Below are 24,299 nucleotides of genomic sequence, written 5' to 3'. Positions count from 1 at the left end.
GTGCGCAGCTTGAGGGCAGCGGTGGGCCCCAAAAAAAATGCTCAGATCAACTTCCCAGCCACCGCATTGCGATAAATCCGCGAATAGTCGGCAGCCGTCAGCGGCAACGCATTGGTCTCCGACGACGAGATATCCGCCAGCGCCAACTCGCCGATAAGCGCGGCATCCTCGCCGGTCAAGCCCAGTTCGGCGAGGGTATCGGGAATCCCGACCCGGCCACGCAGTTCCAGCACCCAGGCCAGCAGCCCGTCAAAGCTGGCATCGTCCAGTTCCAGATAACGCGCCAGGCGCGCGGCGTCGCTTTCGATGGCGCTGCGGTTGGCCAGCAGCACATAAGGCAACAACACCGCATTGAGCAAGCCGTGGTGCAGGTGATGGCGCGCACCCAGCGGATGGGCGAGGGCGTGCGCGCCGCCGAGGCCTTTCTGGAATGCCACCGCCGCGCTGGCCGAGGCCACCAGCATGCCTTCGCGGGCAACCAGGTCATTGCCATCGCGCACGGCGTTTTCCAGGTGCAGCTTGACCTGGCGAACGCCTTCCACGGCGATGCCGGCGGACATCGGGTGATGCAGCGGCGAGAACAGCGCTTCCAGGTGGTGGGTCAGGGCGTCCATGCCGGTGGCGGCGGTCAGTTTTGCCGGCAGGCCGGTGGTCAGCGCCGGGTCGAGGATCACGCAGCGGGCCAGCAGTTCGCGGTGGCCGATGACCTTTTTCACGCCTTGCACGGTGTCGGTGAGTACCGCTTCACGGCCGAGTTCCGAGCCGGTGCCGGCGGTGGTGGGGATGGCGATCAGCGCGGGCAGGCCAAGCGCGGGGTAGTCGGCGAGGGTCGGGAAGTGCTCCAGCATCTGCGCCCATTCGAAGCGTTCCAGGCCATGCGGATCGCGGCTGAGCAGGGCGATGCCCTTGGCCGCGTCCAGGGCGCTGCCGCCGCCGAGGGCGATCAGCGAGTCGTGCTGGCCGTCGGCGAATACCCGGGCGCCGGCGCGGGCCTCGTCCAGGCTCGGGTTGCCGGACAGGCCGTGGAACAGCGCGTAGTCGACGCCTTGTGCGTCGAGATGCGCACGCACCGCGCGCAGCGGCGGCAGCTCCAGCATGCCGGGGTCGGTCACCAGCAACGGGCGACGCATGCCGGCCAGGGCGCAGCGCTGGGCCAGCAGGTCGAGGGCGCCGGCGCCGCAGAAAATCTCGGTGGGGTAGTTCCAGTAATGCAGGGTAGACATGGCGAATTCCTTTTTTCAGGCACAAGCCCGCCCCGCCAGCGCGAGGCCGGTGAGTGGAGCGGGCGGGCAGGGGATTGAATCAGTCGACGGCGCGACCGGCGAAGCTGAGGCTGGTGGCGATACGGCGATGGGGCTTGGCGATCAGCAGGTATGCCAGGCCGAACAGGGCCAGGACGGAGAACACCACCACCACCGCCCACACCTGGAACCACGGCGCGCCGGGCGGAGCCAGCAGTTCCCGCGGCCAGGCCACGTTGACCGCTTCGAAGAGCAGCCAGCACACCGCGATGATGTTGATCATCAGGCCTTTGCGGCCCAGTTGCAGGGCGCCTTTGGCCGGGTCCCAGCGACCGCTCAGGCGGGCGTACAAGGCGCTGACGCTGACGATCAGGAAGACGAAGAAGAAGCCGCCGCTGCCAAAGGCGATCAGCGTGCCCACCGCCGTGGCGTTCAGGCCCAGGCCGAGGCCGAGGCTGGCCACCAGGGTGCTGAAGACCATCGCCGCCATCGGCACCTTGCGTCGGTCGACCCGGCGCAGCAGCGCCGAGCCGGGCAGGATGCCGTCGCGGGCCATGCCGAAGATGGCCCGGCCGATGTAGGTCTGCACCGAGACCACGCAGGCGACGAACGCGATCAGCACGATGGCGACGAAGGGCCGCTCGGCCCAGGCGCCGAAGGCATCCACCACCGCCGGGGTCACCGGGTCGATGATTTGTCCGCTGACCACCGCGGCCGGGTCCTTGAACGACAGGGTCACGGCGAAGGCGGTGAGCATCACGGTCAGGCCCACCACCAGCATCGAGCGCAGGATCGCCCGAGGGGTGGAGACGCGGGCGTCAGTGGTTTCTTCGGAGAGTTGCGAGCAGGCGTCGAAGCCGAGGAAGGCCCAGCCACACACCGCCAGCGCGGTGAGCAGGCCGCTCACGTAAGAACCGCCGGACGCGCTTTCGGCGCCCATGCTGGTGAACAGCAGGCTGAAATCATGGTTGCGGAAGAACAGCAGCAACAGCACGCCGATGCCGATGGAGGCGATGGCTTCGGCGAAGATTCCGGCGTTGACGAAGTACTTCAGCGGGTTGATGCCCAGCAGGTTGACCCCCAGGCCCAGCGCCAGCAGCGCCGCGCCGCAGGCCACCTGGGTGTTGGCCGAGGGCGGCTCGTTGGTGATCAGCAAGCCGAGCCAGAAACCGCCGAGGTAGGCCACGGTGGTCAGTGACGCCAGCGCCGCGGCCAGATAAAGGAAGCCGGTGAACCAGGCCAGGCGGTCACCCACCAGCCGGCGCACCCACTGGTAGCAACCGCCAGCCAGCGGGAACTGCGACGACAGTTCGGCGTAGACCAGGGCCACGCTCAGTTGCAGTAATAGGCACAGCGGCACGATCCACACCCAGGACGGCCCGATGCTGATGGCGCCGAGGGACATCACTGAATAGATGCCGACCACCGGGGAAATGGTGGCGAAGCCGACGGAAAACGACGACCACAGACTCAGGCCGCGGTCCAGCTCCTGGCGATAGCCGTGGCTGGCGAGCAGGTGCTCGTCTTGGTTGGACGGAAGAGGGACGGGCATTGGGGATCCTCGGCAGGTATTGGAGTTGTTATCGAGATCCGGTGCCTCTGTGGACACTCGGCTGCCCCGGGTTGGGCCGGGCGGGTTCCAGGCCAGAGTATGTCGGCTTCGCATCAGGAAAAATTCATCGTTGCGATGGCTGGCATCAGGATTTTTTGATGTTTGCGCTGCGCTTCGATGCCGGGTTGGCGCAAAAGAACACCCGATGTCGTTCGTCCTGTCTATGAGTATCGCCGCGCAAACCCGTGCCGTGACCTGAAACGTTGCACGGCAGGCCGCGCGGGCTGAGCTAGCCTTTGAACTGTTCGCCGGTCGCGGCCCTCGAAGCCATGTGCTTCAAGGACTGCCATCGGGCTTCGCTTGCCTTGCGTGCACCAGGGCGCGAAGACCGCGGCACGGGGTGCCGGCGGTCGGTCCAATGGGCAGGGAATTCACGCCAATCACATCGAGGCTCGCCTCGTGGGAGAAAACATGACGATCGGGATGAAATGGAGAGCGGCGTTCGCCGGGCTGACGTTGCTGTGCGGCTTCGCCAGCGCGCAGGCCGCCGAGACGAAGAAGGTCGACGTGCTGCTGGTGGGCGGCGGCATCATGAGCTCGACCCTGGCGATCTGGCTCAACGAACTGGAGCCAGGCTGGTCGATGGAGCTGGTCGAGCGCCTGGACAAGGTCGCCAACGAAAGCTCCAACGGCTGGAACAACGCCGGCACCGGCCACTCGGCCCTGGCCGAGTTGAATTACACACCGGAAAAAGACGGCAAGGTGGACATCACCAAAGCCGTGGAAATCAACGAATCCTTCCAGATCACCCGGCAGTTTCTCGCCTGGCAGGTGAAGAATGGCGTGCTGAAGAATCCCCGTTCGTTCATCAACAGCACGCCGCACATGAGCTTTGTCTGGGGCGACGACAATATCCGCTTCCTGAAAAAACGCTATGAGGCCTTGCAGGCAAGCCCGCTGTTCCGGCCCATGCAGTACTCGGAAGACCCCGAGCAGATCAAAAAGTGGGTGCCGCTGATGATGGACGGGCGTGATCCGCAGCAGAAGCTCGCGGTCACCTGGACGCCCATCGGTACCGACGTCAACTTCGGCGAAATCACCCGGCAGTACGTGGCCTACCTGCAGACCCGGCCGAACTTCAGCCTGAAACTGTCCAGCGAGGTCGAGGACATCACCCGCAACGACGATGGCTCGTGGCGCGTCGAGTACAAGAACCTCAAGGACGGTAGCAAATCCACCACCGACGCCAAGTTCCTGTTCATCGGCGCCGGTGGCGCGGCCTTGCCGCTGCTGCAGAAATCCGGCATCGCCGAGGCCAAGGACTACGCCGGCTTCCCGGTGGGCGGCTCGTTCCTGGTCACCGACAACCAGGATATCGCCCTGCAACACATGGCCAAGGCCTATGGCATCGCCTCCACCGGCGCGCCGCCGATGTCGGTGCCGCACCTGGACACCCGGGTGCTGGACGGCAAGCGGGTGATCCTGTTCGGGCCATTCGCCACGTTCTCCACCAAGTTCCTCAAGGAAGGCTCCTACCTCGACCTGTTCGCCAGCATGTCGCTGCACAACACCTGGCCGATGATGCGGGTGGGCCTGCGTGAGTTCGACCTGGTGAAATACCTGGTCGGCCAAGTGATGCAGTCCGATGACGACCGCTTTGCCGCGTTGCAGACCTACTTCCCCAAAGCCAAGAAGGAAGACTGGCGCCTGTGGCAGGCCGGCCAACGGGTGCAGATCATCAAGAAGGACGAGAACCAGGGCGGTGTGCTCAAGCTCGGCACTGAAGTGGTGGCCTCCAAGGACGGCACCATCGCCGGCCTGCTGGGCGCCTCGCCGGGCGCTTCCACCGCGCCGCCGATCATGCTCGACCTGATGCAGAAGGTGTTCAAGGACCGTCTCGCCTCGTCGGCCTGGCAGGAAAAGCTGAAACAGATCATCCCCAGCTACGGCATGCACCTGAACGACCATCCTGACCTGGTCGCCAAGGAGTGGGCCTACACCAACGAGGTGCTGCAACTGGCGCCGGCGCCGGGCATCGACCAGCGCCAGGATCCGGCCAATCCGGACAACATCGATCCGCTGGGACAGAAGACCGGCAACGCCGACCCGGACCTCAATCCAGACGCCGGTAACTAACCGCGCGTTTGCATCCGGCAGGGCGACTGTCGGATGCAAACGTCCCACGTGCAGTTCTGCACTGAACGGTTGCACCAAGGGCATGTTCCTGCGCCCGCACTCCGGGTATCCTCGACACACTTTGTTCGATTGACCCTGTCCCAAGGAGTTGCGCGCTGTGTTCAAACATGTCGATGCCTATGCCGGCGATCCGATCCTCTCGTTGATGGAGACCTTCAAGACCGATCCTCGGGCCAACAAGGTCAACCTGAGCATCGGCCTGTATTACGACGCCGCCGGCGTGGTGCCGCAACTGGCGGCGGTGGGCGAGGCCGAGAAGCGCCTGGCCGACAAGCCCCACGAAGCCTCGCTGTACCTGCCGATGGAAGGCCTGGCCGGCTACCGTCAGGCGATCCAGAACCTGCTGTTCGGCGCCGATCACCCGGCCGTGACCAGCGGCCGTGTCGCCACCGTGCAGACCGTCGGCGGTTCCGGCGCACTGAAAGTCGGCGCCGACTTCCTCAAGCGTTACTTCCCTGAATCGCAGGTCTGGGTCAGCGATCCAACCTGGGACAACCACCGCGCGATCTTCGAAGGTGCCGGTTTCAAGGTTCACACCTACCCGTACTTCGACCAGAACACCGGCGGCGTCAACTTCGACGGCATGCTCGCGGCCCTGCAGACCCTGCCGGCCAACAGCATCGTCCTGCTGCACCCGTGCTGCCACAACCCCACCGGCGCCGACCTGAACCAGGGGCAATGGCAACAGGTGATCGAGGTGGTCAAGGCGCGCAACCTGATCCCGTTCCTCGACATCGCCTACCAGGGCTTCGGCGCGGGCCTGCTGGACGACGCCTTCGCCATCCGCGAAGCGGCGCGTGCCGGCGTACCGTGCCTGGTCAGCAACTCGTTCTCGAAGATCTTCTCGCTGTACGGCGAGCGGGTAGGGGGCCTGTCGGTGGTCTGCGACGACGCCGACACCATGCAAAGCGTGCTCGGCCAGCTCAAGGCCACCGTGCGCCGTAACTACTCCAGCCCGCCTGCGTTCGGCGCGCAACTGGTGGCGACGGTGTTGAACGATGCCGGCCTGAATGCCCAGTGGGTGGCGGAAGTCGAGCAGATGCGCCTGCGCATCCTGGAAATGCGCCAGGGTCTGGTGGACGCCCTCGCGGTGTTGCTGCCGGGCCAGGACTTCTCGTTCTTCCTCAGCCAGCGCGGCATGTTCAGCTACACCGGCTTCAGCGTGGCCCAGGTGCGTCGCCTGCGTGACGAGTTCGGTGTGTACCTGATCGACAGCGGCCGCGTGTGCATGTCGGGCGTACGTCCGGACAACCTGCAGCAGGTGGCTGAGGCGTTTGCTGCGGTGCAGTGATCTTTCGCACTACATCCGATCGCCTGGTACAAGACCTTGTAGGGGCGGCTTCAGCCGCGATTGGCCGCGGCAGCGGCCACAAAACCGGAATTCCAGGTGCATCAGCCTATTCGGGATTCAGGGTTTACGACGGCTTCGCCGCCGTTCGCGGCTGAAGCCGCTCCTACAGTGCGGCCTTCAGCAATCCCCTCGATTTTCAGTCTGTCCCCGCACCGCAACGGTGCAACCATTCCTCGGACAGGGCTTTGCAAGTGCAACCTTTCAGCGCACAATCGCGCCCCTCTTTGATGGCCGGGGTGCGTTGAGGCGTCTGTTTCGCCACTTCCGGCGCTGTTGCAGTCTTGCGTGTGGAGTTGCACCCGGAATGAATGAGCAGGCCCCGAGCGTTGAACAACGCTTTGAATCGACCCCAGCCGCGACCCTCGGTAGCTGGGCCCGTCAAGACACCACCTGGATGCTCGGCCTGTTCGGCACCGCGATCGGCGCCGGTACGCTGTTCCTGCCGATCAACGCCGGCCTCGGCGGCTTCTGGCCGCTGCTGATCCTGGCGCTGCTGGCGTTCCCGATGACTTATTACGCGCACCGCGGCCTGACCCGCTTCGTCCTCTCCGGGCGCGGCGACGGCGATATCACCGAAGTCGTCGAAGAACACTTCGGCCTCAGCGCCGGTGCGATGATCACCGTGCTGTACTTCCTCGCCATCTTCCCGATCCTGCTGATCTACAGCGTTGCGCTGACCAACACCGTCGGCAGCTTCATGGAGCATCAACTGCACATCCAGCCGCCGCCGCGGGCGCTGCTGTCGTTCGTGCTGATCCTCGGCTTGCTGGCCGTGGTGCGTTGCGGTGAGCAGGCCACGGTCAAGGCAATGAGCCTGCTGGTTTATCCGTTCATCGTGGCCCTGGCGTTTCTCGCGGTATTCCTGGTTCCGCACTGGAACGGCGGCATCCTCGCCACCGCCAGTGAACTGCCGGCGGGCGGCGCCTTCCTGCATACCCTGTGGCTGGCGATCCCGGTCATGGTGTTTTCCTTCAACCATTCGCCGATCATCTCGGCCTTCGCCGTCGAGCAGAAACGCCGCTACGGCGAGCACGCCGACCAGCGCAGCGGGCAGATCCTGGCCCGTGCGCACCTGCTGATGGTGGCGATGGTGATGTTCTTCGTCTTCAGTTGCGTGCTGACCCTGAGCCCGGCGCAGTTGGCCGAAGCCAAGGCGCAGAACCTGTCGATCCTGTCCTACCTGGCCAACCACTTCAGCAACCCGACCATCGCCTTCGCCGCGCCGCTGATTGCCTTTGTCGCTATTGCCAAGTCGTTCCTCGGCCACTACATCGGCGCCAGCGAAGGCCTCAAAGGCATCATCCTCAAGACCGGCAAGCGCCCCCAGGCCAAGACCCTGGACCGGGTGACCGCCGCGCTGATGCTGGTGGTGTGCTGGATCGTCGCCACGCTCAACCCGAGCATTCTCGGCATGATCGAAGCCTTGGGCGGCCCGGTGATCGCGGCGATCCTGTTCCTGATGCCGATGTACGCGATCCGCCGCGTGCCGGCGATGCGCAAATACGGTGGCGCGATGTCCAACGTATTCGTGACCCTGGTAGGGCTGGTGGCGCTGTCGTCGGTAGTGTATTCGCTGCTTCCGTGATGCTTGTGGCGCGACGGTCCGGTGGGCCGTCGCGACAGATTGTTCGGTTTTTTAACCCTGTTTTGTCCACAAAAATTGTCCGGCAATTCAACAATTTGCATTCCGCCCATAGGTGGACGCCGACTTTCGTGCTTAACTCTGGGTCCTTTTATCCTCTCGCATAAGGACTCCGTTCATGGCTCAAGTGACTCTCAAAGGCAATCCGGTTCAGGTCAACGGCGAGCTGCCGAAAGCCGGCGCTCAGGCGCCAGCGTTTTCGCTGGTCGGCGAGGGCCTGGCTGATGTGTCGCTGAAGGACTTCGCCGGCAAGCGCAAAGTGCTGAACATCTTCCCGAGCGTCGACACCCCGACTTGCGCCACCTCCGTGCGCAAATTCAACGCCCAGGCCAATGAACTGGCCAACACCGTGGTGCTGTGCGTATCCGCCGACCTGCCGTTCGCCCAGGCGCGTTTCTGCGGCGCCGAAGGCCTGACCAACGTGAAGAACCTGTCGACCCTGCGCGGCCGCGAGTTCCTCGAAAACTACGGCGTTGCCATTGCCGACGGCCCGCTGGCTGGCCTGGCCGCCCGTGCCGTAGTCGTCGTCGATGAGAACGACAAGGTGCTGCACAGCGAGCTGGTTGGCGAAATCGCCGAAGAGCCGAACTACGAGGCAGCCCTTGCTGTCCTGAAGTAAGTTGCTCGCGGGCTTGCCCGCAAAAACCTGAAACGTGATGACGGCCTGGCTTTGTCCAGGCCGTTTTCATTTAAAGTTCAGGGCCTTGGCTACGTCAGTGATCAGTAAATTGCCGGTAAAGGCGCTTTGCTAATCGGTCCCGAGTGCTTATCGTTCAGCCTCCTTCAAAGTTTCCTGCGCAGATATGGTCGGTCAACCCATGCAATCTTCCTCCCGTTCTTCCCGCCGCTGGCTGTTCAGCCTGTTGATTCTGTTGCTGGTCGCCGGCCTGTGCTGGTGGCTGTGGCCGGCATCGACGACAACCAAGGCCCCGGCCAAGAGCGAGGCGCCGGCAGTGGGCCGGCGCGGCGGCGCGGGTCCCATGGGTGGTCCGGGGCGTCCGGGCTTCGGCAACTCGACCGCCACGGTTCCGGTGCGCGTAGCGTCCGCAGCGGTGGGCGACTTCCCGCTGTATTACAAGGCGCTGGGCACGGTCACCGCGACCAACACGGTCAACGTGCGCAGCCGGGTGGCGGGGGAGTTGGTCAAGGTGCACTTCCAGGAAGGCCAGCAGGTCAAGGCCGGCGACCTGCTCGCCGAGATCGATCCGCGCAGCTACCAGATCGCCCTGCAGCAGGCCGAAGGCACTCTGGCGCAGAACCAGGCGCAACTGAAGAACGCCCAGATTGACCTTGGGCGCTATAAAGGCTTGTTCGCCGAAGACAGCATCGCCAAGCAGACCCTCGATACCCAGGCCGCGCTGGTCGCGCAGTACGAAGGCACGATCAAGACCAACCAGGCGGCGGTCAACGACGCCAAGCTGAACCTCGACTTCACTAAAATCCGCGCGCCTATCGGTGGTCGCCTCGGCCTGCGTCAACTGGACCTGGGCAACCTGGTGGCGGCCAACGACACCACCGCGCTGGTGGTGATCACCCAGACCCAGCCGATCACCGTCGCCTTCACCCTGCCGGAAACCGACCTGGACACCGTGCTCGCGCGCTTCCGCAGTGGCGCGCCGCTGCCGGTCGAGGCCTGGGACCGCGGCGACACTCGCCAGCAGGCCGTCGGTGTGCTGCGCAGCCTCGACAACCAGATCGACATCACCACCGGCACGCTGAAATTCAAGGCGCGTTTCGAGAACCAGGACGAAGCGCTGTTCCCCAACCAGTTCGTCAACGTGCGCCTGCTCGCCGATACCCAGAAAGACGTGATCACCGCCCCGGCGGCGGCGATCCAGTTCGGCACCAACGGTACCTTCGTCTATGTCGTGGACGCCGAGAACAAGGTGCATATCCGCACCCTCAAGCTGGGCGCCAGCGACGGCGAGCGCACGGTGATCAAGGAAGGCCTGGCCAAGGGCGAGCGGGTGGTGCTGGAAGGCACCGATCGCCTGCGCGACGGCACCGTGGTTGACGTGGTGGACGACGCCGCCGAGGTCCCGACGACGCCCGGCCAGCATTTGCAAGGCCAGGACAAGAACGATGTCTCGGCCGTGCCTGAGCGTCCGGCCCGTCAAGGCAAGGCTGGCGCATGAACCTCTCGCGGCTGTTCATCCTCCGTCCGGTTGCCACCACGCTGAGCATGCTGGCCATCGTCCTGGCCGGCCTGATCGCCTACAAATTGCTGCCGGTGGCGGCCTTGCCCCAGGTGGATTACCCGACCATCCGGGTCATGACCCTGTATCCCGGCGCCAGTCCGCAGGTAATGACCAGCGCCGTGACCGCGCCGCTGGAGCGCCAGTTCGGACAGATGCCGGGCCTGACCCAGATGGCGTCCACCAGTTCCGGTGGCGCGTCGGTGCTGACCCTGCGCTTCAGCCTGGAAATGAACATGGATGTCGCCGAGCAACAGGTCCAGGCCGCGATCAACGCCGCCAGTAACCTGCTGCCCAGCGACCTGCCGGCACCGCCGGTGTACAACAAGGTCAACCCGGCGGACACCCCGGTGCTGACCCTGGCGATTTCCTCGAAGACCATGCCGTTGCCCAAGCTCAATGACCTGGTCGATACCCGCATGGCGCAGAAGATCGCCCAGATCAGCGGCGTCGGCATGGTCAGCATCGCCGGCGGCCAGCGCCAGGCGGTGCGGATCAAGGTCAACCCCGAGGCGCTGGCCTCGGCGGGCCTGAACCTTGCCGATGTGCGCACCTTGGTCGGTGCCTCCAACGTCAACCAGCCCAAGGGCAACTTCGACGGCCCGACCCGGGTGTCGATGCTCGACGCCAACGACCAACTGCGCTCCCCCGAGGAATACGCCAACCTGATCCTCGCCTACGCCAACGGCGCGCCGCTGCGCCTGAAGGATGTCGCCGAGATCGTCGACGGCGCCGAGAACGAGCGCCTGGCGGCCTGGGCCAACCAGAACCAGGCGGTGTTGCTGAACATCCAGCGCCAGCCGGGGGCCAACGTCATCGAGGTGGTGGACCGGATCAAGCAGATGCTGCCGTCGATCACCGACAACCTGCCGGCCGGCCTCGACGTGGCGGTGCTCACCGACCGCACCCAGACCATCCGCGCCTCGGTCAAGGATGTGCAGCATGAACTGCTGATCGCCATCGCCCTGGTGGTGATGGTCACGTTCCTGTTCCTGCGCCGGGTCAGTGCGACCATTATTCCGTCGGTCGCGGTGCCGCTGTCGTTGATCGGCACCTTCGGCGTGATGTACCTGGCCGGCTTCTCGATCAACAACCTGACCCTGATGGCGCTGACCATCGCCACCGGTTTCGTGGTGGACGATGCCATCGTCATGCTGGAGAACATCGCCCGCCATATCGAGGAAGGGGAGACGCCGTTGCAGGCGGCGCTCAAGGGCGCCCGGCAGATCGGTTTCACCCTGATCTCGCTGACCTTCTCGCTGATCGCGGTATTGATCCCGCTGCTGTTCATGGCCGATGTAGTGGGGCGGCTGTTCCGCGAATTCGCCATCACCCTGGCGGTGGCGATCCTGATTTCCCTGGTGGTGTCCCTGACCCTGACGCCGATGATGTGCGCGCGCTTGCTCAAGCGCGAGCCGAAGGAAGAAGAGCAGGGCCGTTTCTACCGTGCCAGCGGTGCCTGGATCGACTGGATGATCGAGCATTATGGCCGCGGCCTGCAGTGGGTCCTGCGGCACCAGCCGCTGACCTTGCTGGTGGCGGTGGCGACCCTGGGCCTGACCGTGCTGCTGTATCTGGTGGTGCCCAAGGGCTTCTTCCCGGTGCAGGACACCGGGGTGATCCAGGGTATTTCCGAGGCGCCGCAGTCGATTTCCTTCACCGCCATGAGCCAGCGCCAGCAGGAACTGGCCGCGTTGGTCCTCGAAGACCCGGCGGTGGAAAGCCTGTCGTCCTATATCGGTGTCGATGGCGACAACGCGACGCTGAACAGCGGTCGCCTGCTGATCAACCTCAAGCCCCACGGCGAGCGCGACCTCACCGCGGCCCAGGTGATCGCCCGCCTGCAACCACGGGTCGACCGCCTCAGCGGCATCCGCCTGTTCATGCAGCCGGTGCAGGACCTGAGCATCGAGGACCGGGTCAGCCGCACCCAGTACCAGTTCAGCCTGTCTTCGCCGGATGCCGAGTTGCTGTCGACGTGGAGCGACACCCTGGTGCAGACCCTGCAACAGCGGCCGGAACTCACCGACGTTGCCAGTGACTTGCAGGACAAGGGCCTGCAAGTCTTCCTGGTGATCGACCGCGACGCCGCCAGCCGCCTCGGCGTGACCGTCTCGGAAATCACCAATGCGCTGTATGACGCCTTTGGCCAGCGGCAGATTTCCACCATCTACACCCAGGCCAGCCAGTACCGTGTGGTGCTGCAGGCCGCCGCCGCGTCGAGCATCGGGCCCAAGGTGCTGGACCAGATCTACGTCAAGACCACCGACGGCGCGCAGGTCCGGCTGTCGGCCCTGGCTCGCGTCGAGGAACGTCAGGCGCAACTGGCTATCGCTCATATCGGCCAGTTCCCGGCGGTGATGATGTCGTTCAACCTGGCCGAAGGCGTATCCCTGGGCGAGGCGGTGCAGGTCATCGAGCAGGTGCAGAAGGACATCGGCATGCCGCTGGGCGTGCAGACCCGCTTCCAGGGTGCGGCCGAGGCCTTCCAGGCGTCGCTGTCGAGCACGCTGCTGCTGGTGCTCGCCGCCGTGGTAACCATGTACATCGTGCTCGGCGTGCTCTACGAGAGCTACATCCACCCGATCACCATCCTCTCGACCCTGCCGTCGGCGGCGGTGGGCGCCTTGCTGGCGCTGATCCTCACCGGCAATGACCTGGGGATGATCGCCATCATCGGCATCATCCTGCTGATCGGTATCGTCAAGAAAAACGCGATCATGATGATCGACTTCGCCCTCGAAGCCGAACGCCACCAGGGCATGGACCCGCAAACCGCGATCTACCAGGCCGCACTGCTGCGTTTCCGGCCGATCCTGATGACCACCCTGGCGGCGTTGTTCGGCGCCGTGCCGCTGATGCTCGCCACCGGCTCCGGCGCCGAGCTGCGCCAGCCGCTGGGCCTGGTGATGGTCGGCGGGCTGCTGGTCAGCCAGGTCCTCACGCTGTTCACCACGCCGGTGATCTACCTGTACTTTGATCGCCTGGCGCGCCGTTTCAAACCTGAACAGAACGTTGTGGAGGAAGCGGTGTGATCAGCCTCCACAACCCTGCTTGCAGTTTGCCGAGTGTCACGGGGAGCTGCTCTTGAACCTGTCCGGCCCATTTATCCGTCGCCCGGTGGCGACCATGCTGCTGAGCCTGGCGATCTTGCTGTTGGGTGGCGTCAGCTTCGGCCTGTTGCCGGTGGCGCCGCTGCCGAAGATGGACTTCCCGGTGATCGTGGTCTCGGCCAGCCTGCCGGGGGCCAGCCCCGAGGTCATGGCGGCGACGGTGGCGACGCCGCTGGAGCGCAAGCTGGGCACCATCGCCGGCGTCACCACCCTGACCAGCAGTTCCAGCCAGGGCTCGACCCGGGTGATTCTCGGCTTCGACCTCGACCGTGACATCGACGGCGCCGCACGGGAAGTGCAGGCGGCGATCAACGCCACGCGCAACCTATTGCCGAGCGGCATGCGCAGCATGCCTACCTACAAGAAGATCAACCCGTCGCAGGCACCGATCATGGTGCTGTCGCTGACCTCCGAAGTGTTGCAGAAGGGGCAGTTGTACGATTTGGCGTCGACCATCCTGTCCCAGAGCCTGTCCCAGGTGTCCGGCGTGGGCGAGGTGCAGATCGGCGGCAGCTCGCTGCCGGCGGTGCGCATCGAGCTGGAGCCGAAAAGGCTCACTCAGTACGGCCTGTCCCTGGACGATGTGCGCGAGACGGTGGCCGCGGCCAACCAGCGCCGGCCCATGGGCTTCGTCGAGGATGCTGGCCGCAACTGGCAGGTGCGCGCCAATGACCAACTGGAGAAAGCCAAGGACTACGAGCCGCTGGTGATCCGTTACCAGAACGGTTCGGTGCTGCGCCTGAGCGATGTGGCGAAAGTCACCGACGGCGTGGAAAACCGCTACAACAGCGGCTTCTTCAACGACGACGAGGCGGTGCTGCTGGTGATCAACCGCCAGAGCGGCGCCAACATCATCGAGACCGTGGAGCAGATCAAGGCGCAGTTGCCGGCGCTGCAGTCGCTGCTGCCGTCCAGCGTCCAGTTGAACATCGCCATGGACCGTTCGCCGGTGATCAAGGCGACCCTCAAGGAAGCCGAGCACACCCTGTTGATCGCGGTGGTGCTGGTGATCCTGGTGGTCTACCTGTTCCTCGGCAATTTCCGCGCTTCGCTGATCCCGACGCTGGCGGTGCCGGTGTCGCTGGTGGGCACCTTCGCGGTGATGTACCTGTGCGGTTTCTCGCTGAACAACCTGTCGCTGATGGCGCTGATCCTTGCTACCGGATTGGTGGTGGACGACGCCATCGTGGTGCTGGAGAACATTTCCCGGCATATCGAGGACGGCCAGCCGCCGATGCGCGCGGCCTACCTCGGGGCCAAGGAAGTGGGGTTCACCCTGCTGTCGATGAACGTGTCGCTGGTGGCGGTGTTTGTCTCGATCCTGTTCATGGGCGGCATTGTCAATGCGCTGTTCCGCGAGTTCTCCATCACCATGGCGTCGGCGATCATTGTCTCGCTGGTGGTGTCGCTGACCCTGACCCCGATGCTCTGCGCCCGCTGGCTCAAGCCCCATGCCCACGACGCCGGACAGACCCGCCTGCAACGCTGGAGCGACAGCCTGAACCGACGCATGATCGCCGGCTACGACCGCAGCCTCGGCTGGGCGCTGCGCCATCGCAAGCTGACCTTGTTCAGCCTGCTGCTGGCCATCGGCGTGAATATCGCGCTGTATGTGGTGGTGCCCAAGACCCTGATGCCGCAGCAGGATACCGGCCAGTTGCAGGGCTTCATCCGCGGCGATGACGGCCTGTCGTTCACCGTGATGCAGCCGAAAATGGAAATCTACCGCCGCGCCTTGCTCGCCGATCCGGCGGTGCAGAGCGTGGCCGGCTTTATCGGCGGCAACAGCGGCACCAACAACGCCATGGTGCTGGTGCGCCTCAAGCCGATTGCCGAGCGCAAGCTGGACGCGCAGAAGGTGATCGAGCGGCTGCGCAAGGAAATGCCACAAGTGCCGGGCGGCCGCCTGTTCCTGATGGCCGACCAGGACCTGCAACTGGGTGGCGGTGGCCGCGACCAGACCACTTCGCAGTACCTCTACACCTTGCAGAGCGGTGATTTGCAGGCGCTGCGCGAGTGGTACCCGAAAGTCGTGGCGGCGCTGCGCGCGCTGCCGGAACTGACCGCCATCGACGCCCGTGACGGCAGCGGCACCCAGCAGGTGACCCTGGTGGTCGACCGCGAGCAGGCCAAGCGCCTGGGCATCGACATGAGCATGGTCACCGCGGTGCTGAACAACGCCTACAGCCAGCGGCAGATCTCCACCATCTACGACAGCCTCAATCAGTATCAGGTGGTGATGGAGATCAACCCGAAATATGCCCAGGACCCCAGCACCCTGGAGCAGGTCGAGGTGATCACCGCCGATGGCGCGCGGGTGCCGCTGTCCACGTTCGCCCGTTACGAGAACAGCCTGGCCAACGACCGGGTCAGCCACGAAGGGCAGTTCGCCTCCGAGGACATCTCTTTCGATGTCGCCGAAGGCCACAGCCCCGATCAGGCCCTGGCCGCGGTGGAGCGGGCGGTGGCCAAGGTCGGCTTGCCGGAGTCGGTGATCGCCAAGCTTGGCGGCACCGCCGACGCCTTCAGCAAAACCCAGCAAGGCCAGCCGCTGATGATTCTTGGCGCCCTGGTGCTGGTGTACCTGGTGCTGGGCATCTTGTACGAAAGCTACATTCACCCGCTGACCATCCTCTCGACCCTGCCGTCGGCCGGGGTAGGGGCCTTGCTTACGCTCTACGTCACCGGTGGCGAGTTCAGCCTGATCTCGCTGCTGGGGCTGTTCCTGCTGATCGGCGTGGTCAAGAAGAACGCCATTCTGATGATCGACCTGGCGCTGCAACTGGAGCGTCATGAGGGCCTCGGCCCGGAAGAATCGATCCGCCGCGCCTGCCTGCTGCGCCTGCGACCGATCCTGATGACCACCCTGGCCGCGATTCTCGGCGCCTTGCCGCTGTTGCTCGGCACCGCCGAAGGCTCGGAAATGCGCCAGCCGCTGGGCGTGACCATCATCGGCGGCCTGGTCTTCAGCCAGATGCTCACGCTTTACACCACCCCGGTGGTCTACCTCTATCTGGACCGTCTGCGCCATCGCTTCAACCGCTGGCGCGGAGTGCGGACCGACGCTGCCCTGGAAACCCCGCTATGAGTCAACCTGTCTTGCTTTCCGATTCTTCGCTGCTGCGCCTGCTCGGCGCCCGGGGCTCGCGCCTGCTGGCGGCCAGCCTGTGCGTGGCGATGCTCAGCGCTTGCACCTTGAGTCCCGATTACCAGCGCCCGGAGATGAATACCGCGGTGCCGTTCAAGCATGCCGAAGGCTGGACCCAGGCCAACCCGTCCGACGCGCTGGCCCGCGGCGCCTGGTGGGAGCTGTACGGCGACGCGCAACTGAACGCGCTGGTCGAGCAGCTCAATGCCAGCAACCAGACCGTGCGCCAGTACGAGGCCCAGTACCGTCAGGCCCAGGCCCTGGTGCGCAGCTCCCGCGCGTCGCTGTTCCCCAGCCTCGACCTCAGCGCCGGCAAGACCCGTTCCAGCCAGGGCACCGGCAGCAGCAGTTCGAGCCTGAGCAACAACAGCAGCGGTATCCGCGACACCTACAGCACCCAGTTGGGCGTCAGTTGGGAAATCGACCTGTGGGGCAAGCTGCGTGAAGGCCTGAATGCCGACGAGGCGAGTGCCGAAGCGAGCCTGGCCGACATGGCGGCGATGCGCCTGAGCCTGCAGTCCGAGCTGGTACAAAACTACCTGCAATTGCGCGTGATGGACGAACAGAAGCGGCTGCTTGAAGCGACCCTGGCGACCTATCAGCGCTCGCTGAAAATGACCCAGAACCAGTACAAGGCGGGGGTTTCCGGCAAGGACGCGGTGGCCCAGGCGCAAACCCAGCTCAAGAGCACCGAGGCTGACCTGGTGGACCTGGTCTGGCAGCGCGCGCAACTGGAAAACGCCATCGCCGTGCTGATGGGCAAGCTGCCGGCGGAGTTCGCCCTGGCGCCGACCACCACGATCCCGGGGTTGCCGCAGATTCCGCTGGAATTGCCCTCGCAACTGCTGGAGCGACGTCCCGATATCGCCTCGGCCGAGCGCAAGGTCATGGCGGCTAACGCCGGAATCGGTGTTGCCCGCGCCGCTTACTTCCCGGATTTGAGCCTGAGCTTGAGCGGTGGCTACAGCAGTAGCACCTTCAGCAACTGGATCAGCTTGCCGAACCGCTTCTGGTCGGTGGGCCCGAGCCTGGCCATGACCCTGTTCGATGCCGGCAAGCGTTCGGCGGAAGTCGACCGTACCGTGGCGGTCTACGACCAGACCGTGGCGCAGTACCGGCAGACCGTACTGGATGGTTTCCGCGAAGTGGAAAACTACCTGGTCCAGCTCAAGGTCTACGGCGACGAGGCGAATGTGCGCCAGGAGGCGCTGGAATCGGCGCGTGAATCGCTGCGTCTGACCGAGAACCAGTACCGGGCAGGGCTGATCGGCTATCTGGATGTGGTCAACGTGCAGACCACCGCCCTGAGCAACGAGCGAAGTGCGCTGACCCTGTTGCAGGGTCGGTTGGTGGCCAGCGTGCAGTTGATCGCGGCCTTGGGCGGTGGCTGGGATGCGCAACAGGCGTTTACCGAGGAGTGATCCGCCGCCGTCGCAAAGCGTCGGCCACGCATGATTCTGTGGGAGCGGCCCTTCGCGGCTAACAGCTCCCACAGTTCCGCGCCAAATCACCCTTCACCAACCGGCTGAAACTCCGTGCGTTTCGCGAAAGGTTGAGTACAATCATCGGCTTTTATGGGCTGGCAAATTGCCCTATCCAGCCCCATTCGTGGAAAGCCTCATGTTGATTGGCAGTTACTCACCTACTCTGGTCGTCATCTCTCTGTGTGTGGCGATCCTGGCTTCCTACACCGCCCTTGACCTCACCGGACGCCTGGCCACGGCCAAGGGGCGGGCGGTCTATCTGTGGATGGGCGGTGGCGCGCTGGCCATGGGCATGGGCATCTGGTCGATGCATTTCATCGGCATGCTTGCCTTCAGCCTGCCGATCCAGTTGGGCTACGACCTCACCCTGACCGTGCTGTCGCTGGTCATCGCGGTACTGTCTTCGGGCTTTGCCCTGTGGCTGGTCAGCCAGACCAGCCTGCCGCTACACATGTTGCTGCTGGGCGCCGGGATCATGGGCGCGGGTATCAGTTGCATGCACTACACCGGCATGGCGGCGCTGCGCATGCAGCCGGGTATCGAGTACGACGTGGCGCTGTTTGGCCTGTCGCTGCTGATCGCAGTCGGGGCGTCGATGGCGGCGCTGTGGATCGCCTTCCGCCTGCGCCGCCACACGCCCTATGTACGCCAGATACGCGGCGGGGCGGCGGTGGTCATGGGCGTGGCGATTGTCGGCATGCACTACACCGGCATGGCCGCGGCGAACTTCCCCGAGGGCAGTTTCTGCGGCGCCTTCAACGAGGGCGTGAGCGGCGATGGCCTCGATTATCTGGTGCTGATCACCACCCTGGCGGTGCTTGCCGTGGCCCTGTTGACCTCGGTGCTGGACGCCCGTCTCGAGGCGCGCACCGCTGATCTGGCGCGCTCGCTGACCCTCGCCAACCAGGAACTCACCCAACTGGCGCTGCACGACACCCTGACCGGCTTGCCCAACCGCACCCTGCTGGCCGACCGCATCGACCAGGCGATGAGCAAAGTGGCGGAACATGGCGGTTGTTTTGCGCTGATGTTCATCGATCTGGACGGCTTCAAGCCGGTCAACGATGCCTTCGGCCACCACACCGGTGACCAGTTGCTCAAGGAAGTCGCCCTGCGCTTGCGCGGCCATCTGCACAGCCAGGACACCCTGGCGCGGATCGGCGGTGACGAATTCGTCCTGCTGGTTGAGCTGGAAGATCCGGACGACGCGGTCAGCGTCGCGGCAAAACAGGTCAATCTGGTCTCCCGTTCCTTCCGCGTGGCGGAGCAGAGCCTGCAGATTTCCGCCAGCATCGGCATCGTGCTCTATCCCGGCAACGGCAATGACCAGCACGAGTTGCTGCGCAACGCCGACGCCGCCATGTACCACGCCAAGAACGCGGGCAAGAATGGCTACAGCTTCTTCGACGTATCGATGAACAGCAACGCGCGCCTGCAACTGCAATTGCTTCAGGATTTGCGCACGGCGGTGGAGCAGAAGCAGTTCCGGCTGTTCTACCAGCCCAAGTTCGACGCCGTGGGCCGTCATCCGATCGGTGCCGAGGCGCTGGTGCGCTGGGACCACCCGAGCATGGGCCTGCTGCTGCCGGACCGCTTCATCGTCCTCGCGGAAAAGACCGGCCTGATCATCCCCATTGGCGAATGGGTGCTGGAAGAAGCCTGCCGGCAGATGCGCATCTGGTTCGACCAGGGCCATAGCGACTGGCGCATTGCGGTCAACCTCTCGGCCATCCAGTTCTGCCATGCCGGACTGGTCGACAGCGTGGCCGCGGCGCTCGAACGCAACAACCTGCCGCCCAACAGCCTGACCCTGGAAATCACCGAAACTACCGCCATGCACGATGCCGACGCCAGCCTCTGCGTGCTGCAGCGGCTGTCGGACATGGGCGTGGATTTGTCGATCGATGACTTTGGCACCGGCTATTCGAGCCTGATGTACCTCAAGCGTCTGCCGGCCAACGAGCTGAAGATCGACCGCGGTTTCGTCCGCGACCTGGAGCACGACAGCGATGATGCGGCGATCGTCTCGGCAATCGTCGCCCTGGGGCAGGCTTTGGGTTTGCGGATCGTTGCCGAAGGCGTGGAAACCGACCGTCAACAGGATTTCCTGACGCGGCTGGGCTGTGATTCGTTGCAGGGTTACTTGCTCGGCCAGCCGGTGCCGGCCGAGCGTTTTCTGAGTGATATCGAGAAGGTGATGACTAACCAGGCCCGACCCTGACGGTCAGGCGGTGCGCTGCAGGGCGCAGGACGGCTGGAAGGCTTCCAGTTCGTCCTCCACCGCTTCGATGATCCGTTCCACATCGTGGGCGGCCATGACGGTGGAGCAAGGGATGCCAGCAATGGCCAGCAAGGTCTCGCCGGTGGCGCGGTCGAACAGACGGGCAACCATGCTGCGCGGGGCGTCCATGGTGGCCTCGAAGCCCAGCGGATGGAAATGCCAGCGCATCATCTGGCATGCGCCTGGAAACGTGAGCTTGTTCATACAGGCCTCCTTGTATCGTGCTGCCGATAACCCTGAATGACATCCCGAAATCCTGACCTTTGGGGCCAGTGACTAACCATAGCAGCAATGAACCGCGTGAACGGGAATAATTCCCGGTTGTTTTTCCTGTTCCATGATGGGTGTCACATTCCGCTTTACCCGAAGGTGCAGGGCAAACGGTTTCTCTGTTGTTCGGGGCATGGCGACCGCTAGTCGGTCTGGCACTGTGGGGTTTGGTTTTCCGACCGGCGGCTGTGAGTTCCCTGTTTCAGGTTCTTCGCGGGGTACTGGGGATGGACTTTGGGATTGGGTATTGGTGCTGTGGGTTATCCATCGCCCCCGGCCCCCATGAAGGCCTGATTCAGCTCAGCAGCCCGGCAGCAATATTCAAGGTAAACCCAAGAATGGCCGTATTGAAGACAAAGCCGATCACCGAATGAGCCAGCACCACCCGACGCATCCCGCGCCCCCCGACACCGATATCCGACGTCTGCACCGCGACGCTCAAGGTGAACGAAAAATAGTGGAAGTCCCAGTAATCGGGGTGGCGCTCACCATCAGCGAACCGCAGCAGCGGCTCACTGCTCTCACTGGTGTAAAACAGGCGAGCGTAATGCAGGCTGAAGATGGTGCCGATCAGCAGCCAGGAACCGGCGACCGTTAGCCCGGTATAGCCGTAGTGAAGGAGCATTTCCTCTCCGTGCAGATCACCACTGCCGGCCAGTTGCAGGGTCACCGCGGCCAGGCTGGCCACGGCGGCGATACTGACCACGAACAACACCAGCGCGGCGTTCTCGTCTTCGACATCGGCGGTGCGGCGCACGGTTTCAGGCGTGGCGCCGAGGGTCAGGCCCAACACCAGCGCCAGGTACAGCCAGACCGCGAGGTTCCAGCCCGCCAGCACATGCTGCACGGTGTCGCCTGCGGGGATAAAGAAACCGCCGAGAATCCCGATCAAGGCGGCGGCGCTCAGCCGTGGATGGGTATGGACCAGTTTGTGAAGTGCCATGTGAACTCGCTGCAGTTACGGATGCGCCAACTGTAGTCCTTCGGCGGCATTGCCGTCAGGCAAAAGGGCTTGCCCGAGCGGGTGCGCTCGGTCATCCTGCGCGCCTTCGGTTACCGCCCCCGCTATCGAGGAACCCCACGGTTTGCCTGAGTCACTGCCCAACCCGCTGCTGCAATACCTCGCCCGGCTGGCGCCTTCCAGCCAGTTGACCATGAAGTACATCCTTCAGGACGCCGCCGACCGCCTCGGTTTCGACGGCATCGATATCGTCGAAGTGCCCTGGCACCAGCTCGATCCCGCGCACGTGACCGATCTGGTGGCGGTGTTGCGCAGCGATGGCTACGCGCCCAACAGCTCGTCGCTGTACGTCAACGCCATTCGCGGGGTGATGAACGAAGCCTGGCGCCTCGGTCTGATCGACCAGGAGCGCCTGCTGCGCATCCGCGAGGTCAAGGCGGTGCAGGGCACGCGCCTGCCGGTGGGGCGCAACCTCAAGCGCACGTTGATTCGCGAACTGATGGACGTCTGCGCCGCCGACCCACGGCCGCAGGGGCTGCGTGATGCCGCGGTGATCGCCTTGCTCTACGGCACCGGCATGCGCAAGTCCGAGTCGGTCAACCTCGACCTGGCCCAGGTGGATTTCGCCGAGCGCAGCCTGCGGGTGCTGGGCAAGGGCAACAAACAACTGATCAAGTACGCGCCGGTCTGGGCCTTCGAAAAGCTCAATGCCTGGCTGGCGTTCCGCCGCGAGCAATTGCCGGCGGGCCAGGAAGACGACAGCTTCCTGTTCAACCGCATCCGTCGCGGTAGCCACATCACCCGCGAACGCATCACCAAGCACGCCATCTATTACATCGCCCGCCAGCGCGGTCAGCAGGTCGGCGTGAAGATCATGCCCCATGATTTCCGCCGGTCCTTCATTACCCGGGTGATCGAAGAACACGACCTGTCGATTGCCCAGAAACTGGCGCACCACAGCAACATCCAGACCACCGCCAACTACGACATGCGCGACGACAATGAACGGCGGCGGGCGGTGGATCGGTATGACTATTGAACCGGCGGTTCAACCATCGTCACGGCAACTTTCCTGCTCGGGATACCTGATATTTCTGTCAGTTTCAGGAACATTCGTATTGCCCTAGCCTGAGCGTCACCAGCATCAGCAACGTTGATAGTTATCTGGTGACTTTTAATGACTCAGTCGAGGACCTGTAACATGGACAACATTATCCGCAATGGTGATTTTCGTCAGGGGTTGGCCGATTGGAAAGCCAATCATCTGGTGAACACCGCCGAAGACGGTGGCTTGCATTACGCCTACTTTGGGCAAGGCATCCAGATTCGTCAGGCATTCAGTGGCCTCGAGGGCGGCACTGACTACCTCTTCCGCCTGGAAACCAGCGCACTGCCATTGGAAAATGACTCCAGTCTGTCATTCGGCGATTCAGAACCGTCTACCTGGCCAGTACGGTCTGATGGTTTTCTCCTGGCCTACATGTCGGTGTCCTTGTTCGATGGTGCCATGACACACATCATCACGCGGCGTTGTGTCGCCTATCCATCGTGGGGATTGGCCGCGTTCAGATTCACGGCGCCAGTGGGATTTAAGTCCGGGATCGCAACTATTGTCATCCCGTCCGGAGAGTCCCAGCCTGATATCGAGATGGGCGTCACCAATGTTGAAATCATCAAAGCCTTGAACCGCAAGTAAGTGGCGCATGCCCACGGTATTCATGGGCCAGAAAAACCCGAGAAGTTGTCGGCATTCGGCGGCTGACTTCTCGGGTAAGCGTGGCGTGGGTTATTTAAACCGGTATGTTTCGCTGGATCATTCGATTGGCCTTTCACAGCACACTTTCACGTGTTCGATCAGTTGGCCAACTGTCGCGAAATCAATACTGACTTCATCGGGGATTTCAATGCTGAACTGATCCTCGACCATGATCAGGATCTCCAGTGCGTCCATCGAGTTGACGGCGAGGTCATCGCGAAAACGCTTGTCTCGCGTTACCTGGTTGTGGGGAAGGTGTTTTTTGTCGGCGACGATGGAATAGATGAGTGTTTCGGGATCGCTGGTTATGTTCATGATCATGCTCCGCAGTCCACAAGGGACAGGGCTATTTCAGCAGAGTCCTGGTTGAAGTAAAACTGACAGAAATATCAGTTGGTCATTGCTGAAGTGCGAGGCAAGTTCGTATTCGGTGATCTGACATGAGCGCCGCACCTGACATTTCTACCAGTATCCAGATAAGTGACCCAGGCGTAGCGTGTACTGAGGCTTCCGGCCGGAGGCTTGGATGATGCAGGAACATAAGGAGACTGAAATGAGCAACATTATTAAAAATGGCAAGTTCATCGATGGCCTGGACGGTTGGAAAGCTGATCGCCTGGTGGAAGTTGGCACGCATGAACAGACTAAATATGTGAATTTGAAACCGGGTACCCTGATTACCCAGCCGGACCTTCCCATCGAAGGTGGCGTGACGTGGCTCTTCAGGCTTATCGCCTCCGCTTTCCCATTGACTGGAACACCGGTGGATTGGGCAACGCAGAAAACGACAATGCAATTGCAGGCGCTCTCAAAAGGGGCGACAGAGCCACACTCGGATAAACCAATGATGAGCCTGCAATTCAACGATGGTGGAAACCAGGGTTGGTTCGCGTTCAAGCCTATCCCTGCCTATCCCAGTTGGGGCGGCGCCGGGTTCGTGGTCGATGTTCCTCCTGAAGCCAAGTTTGTAACCGTGAGGTTGAATTACCCGGCTGCAGACGGCCAGCCCGGTGCACCTATCGCGATTAGCAACATTGATCTGAGCAAGAACTGATCAAGGAACGGTGTGTGCTGAGAGGGCTTATCCACTCCGATCGTTGTTGCGCGTT

At 63.5% G+C, this 24,299-nt stretch carries 17 protein-coding genes; 12 read left to right on the top strand and 5 right to left on the bottom strand.

The genetic code is table 11. The features are described from left to right. Positions 1-41: 41 nt before the first annotated feature. Complete coding sequence (locus tag CKW37_RS08360; protein ID WP_095155216.1) at positions 42-1,223, bottom strand: iron-containing alcohol dehydrogenase; 1,182 nt, start codon at positions 1,221-1,223, stop codon at positions 42-44. A gap of 79 nt (positions 1,224-1,302) precedes the next feature. Next, positions 1,303-2,793, bottom strand: coding sequence for an APC family permease (locus CKW37_RS08355; RefSeq protein WP_095155215.1), 1,491 nt, complete (start codon positions 2,791-2,793; stop codon positions 1,303-1,305). 483 nt (positions 2,794-3,276) lie between these two features. On the opposite strand from CKW37_RS08355, the gene mqo reads away from it, so the two are divergent. The 9 genes from mqo to CKW37_RS08310 all read left to right on the top strand — a co-directional run bounded on the left by mqo (position 3,277) and on the right by CKW37_RS08310 (position 20,143). After that, positions 3,277-4,929: a malate dehydrogenase (quinone) gene (mqo, locus tag CKW37_RS08350; protein WP_095155214.1), complete on the top strand. Its 1,653-nt coding sequence runs from the start codon at positions 3,277-3,279 to the stop codon at positions 4,927-4,929. Positions 4,930-5,086: 157 nt separating this feature from the next. Further along, on the top strand, positions 5,087-6,280 hold the full coding sequence (locus CKW37_RS08345) for an amino acid aminotransferase (protein WP_095155213.1): 1,194 nt from the start codon (positions 5,087-5,089) through the stop codon (positions 6,278-6,280). A 364-nt stretch (positions 6,281-6,644) separates the two neighbouring features. Continuing rightward, a complete protein-coding gene (locus tag CKW37_RS08340) occupies positions 6,645-7,925 on the top strand; it encodes a serine/threonine transporter (RefSeq protein ID WP_095155212.1) in 1,281 nt (426 codons plus the stop codon). Between the two features lie 175 nt (positions 7,926-8,100). Next, positions 8,101-8,601: a thiol peroxidase gene (gene tpx / locus CKW37_RS08335; RefSeq protein WP_095155211.1), complete on the top strand. Its 501-nt coding sequence runs from the start codon at positions 8,101-8,103 to the stop codon at positions 8,599-8,601. Positions 8,602-8,800: 199 nt separating this feature from the next. Next, complete coding sequence (locus CKW37_RS08330; protein WP_095155353.1) at positions 8,801-10,117, top strand: MdtA/MuxA family multidrug efflux RND transporter periplasmic adaptor subunit; 1,317 nt, start codon at positions 8,801-8,803, stop codon at positions 10,115-10,117. Further along, positions 10,114-13,212, top strand: coding sequence for an MdtB/MuxB family multidrug efflux RND transporter permease subunit (locus CKW37_RS08325; protein ID WP_095155210.1), 3,099 nt, complete (start codon positions 10,114-10,116; stop codon positions 13,210-13,212). The genes CKW37_RS08330 and CKW37_RS08325 overlap by 4 nt, the downstream gene beginning before the upstream one ends. 52 nt (positions 13,213-13,264) lie before the next feature. After that, the gene (locus tag CKW37_RS08320; protein WP_095155209.1) at positions 13,265-16,378 is read left to right on the top strand and encodes an efflux RND transporter permease subunit; all 3,114 of its coding nucleotides are present in this window, start codon (positions 13,265-13,267) and stop codon (positions 16,376-16,378) included. Next, entirely contained in the window at positions 16,375-17,859 is a 1,485-nt protein-coding gene (locus tag CKW37_RS08315; protein WP_095155208.1) for an efflux transporter outer membrane subunit, read from the top strand. Before CKW37_RS08320 ends, CKW37_RS08315 begins: the two co-directional genes overlap by 4 nt. A gap of 199 nt (positions 17,860-18,058) precedes the next feature. After that, positions 18,059-20,143, top strand: coding sequence for a bifunctional diguanylate cyclase/phosphodiesterase (locus CKW37_RS08310; RefSeq protein ID WP_095155207.1), 2,085 nt, complete (start codon positions 18,059-18,061; stop codon positions 20,141-20,143). Positions 20,144-20,146: 3 nt separating this feature from the next. Here the strand turns inward: CKW37_RS08310 and CKW37_RS08305 are convergent, their stop codons facing one another. Together CKW37_RS08305 and CKW37_RS08300 are read right to left on the bottom strand one after the other, a co-directional pair. Next, positions 20,147-20,407 carry a DUF1652 domain-containing protein gene (locus tag CKW37_RS08305; RefSeq protein WP_095155206.1) on the bottom strand — a complete coding sequence of 87 codons (261 nt, stop codon included), beginning with the start codon at positions 20,405-20,407 and terminating at the stop codon, positions 20,147-20,149. 361 nt (positions 20,408-20,768) lie between these two features. After that, a complete protein-coding gene (locus CKW37_RS08300) occupies positions 20,769-21,416 on the bottom strand; it encodes a DUF1345 domain-containing protein (RefSeq protein ID WP_095155205.1) in 648 nt (215 codons plus the stop codon). Positions 21,417-21,558: 142 nt separating this feature from the next. Here CKW37_RS08300 and xerC point away from each other — a divergent pair, with 142 nt between their 5' ends. Together xerC and CKW37_RS08290 are read left to right on the top strand one after the other, a co-directional pair. Beyond that, positions 21,559-22,473, top strand: coding sequence for a tyrosine recombinase XerC (gene xerC / locus CKW37_RS08295; protein WP_095155204.1), 915 nt, complete (start codon positions 21,559-21,561; stop codon positions 22,471-22,473). Positions 22,474-22,635: 162 nt separating this feature from the next. Further along, positions 22,636-23,130 (top strand): hypothetical protein, encoded by a 495-nt coding sequence (locus tag CKW37_RS08290; protein ID WP_095155203.1) that lies wholly within the window; start codon positions 22,636-22,638, stop codon positions 23,128-23,130. Positions 23,131-23,247: 117 nt separating this feature from the next. Here CKW37_RS08290 and CKW37_RS08285 read toward each other — a convergent pair whose 3' ends face one another. Further along, positions 23,248-23,505 carry an acyl carrier protein gene (locus CKW37_RS08285; protein ID WP_159985237.1) on the bottom strand — a complete coding sequence of 86 codons (258 nt, stop codon included), beginning with the start codon at positions 23,503-23,505 and terminating at the stop codon, positions 23,248-23,250. 238 nt (positions 23,506-23,743) lie between these two features. Between CKW37_RS08285 and CKW37_RS08280 the strand changes: the two genes are divergently transcribed. Further along, positions 23,744-24,244: a hypothetical protein gene (locus CKW37_RS08280; protein WP_143501938.1), complete on the top strand. Its 501-nt coding sequence runs from the start codon at positions 23,744-23,746 to the stop codon at positions 24,242-24,244. Positions 24,245-24,299 lie beyond the last annotated feature (55 nt).

Origin of the sequence: Pseudomonas sp. Irchel 3E13 (assembly GCF_900187455.1) — a bacterium.
GTDB lineage: Bacteria > Pseudomonadota > Gammaproteobacteria > Pseudomonadales > Pseudomonadaceae > Aquipseudomonas.
This window is presented reverse-complemented; position numbering and strand designations above follow the sequence as displayed.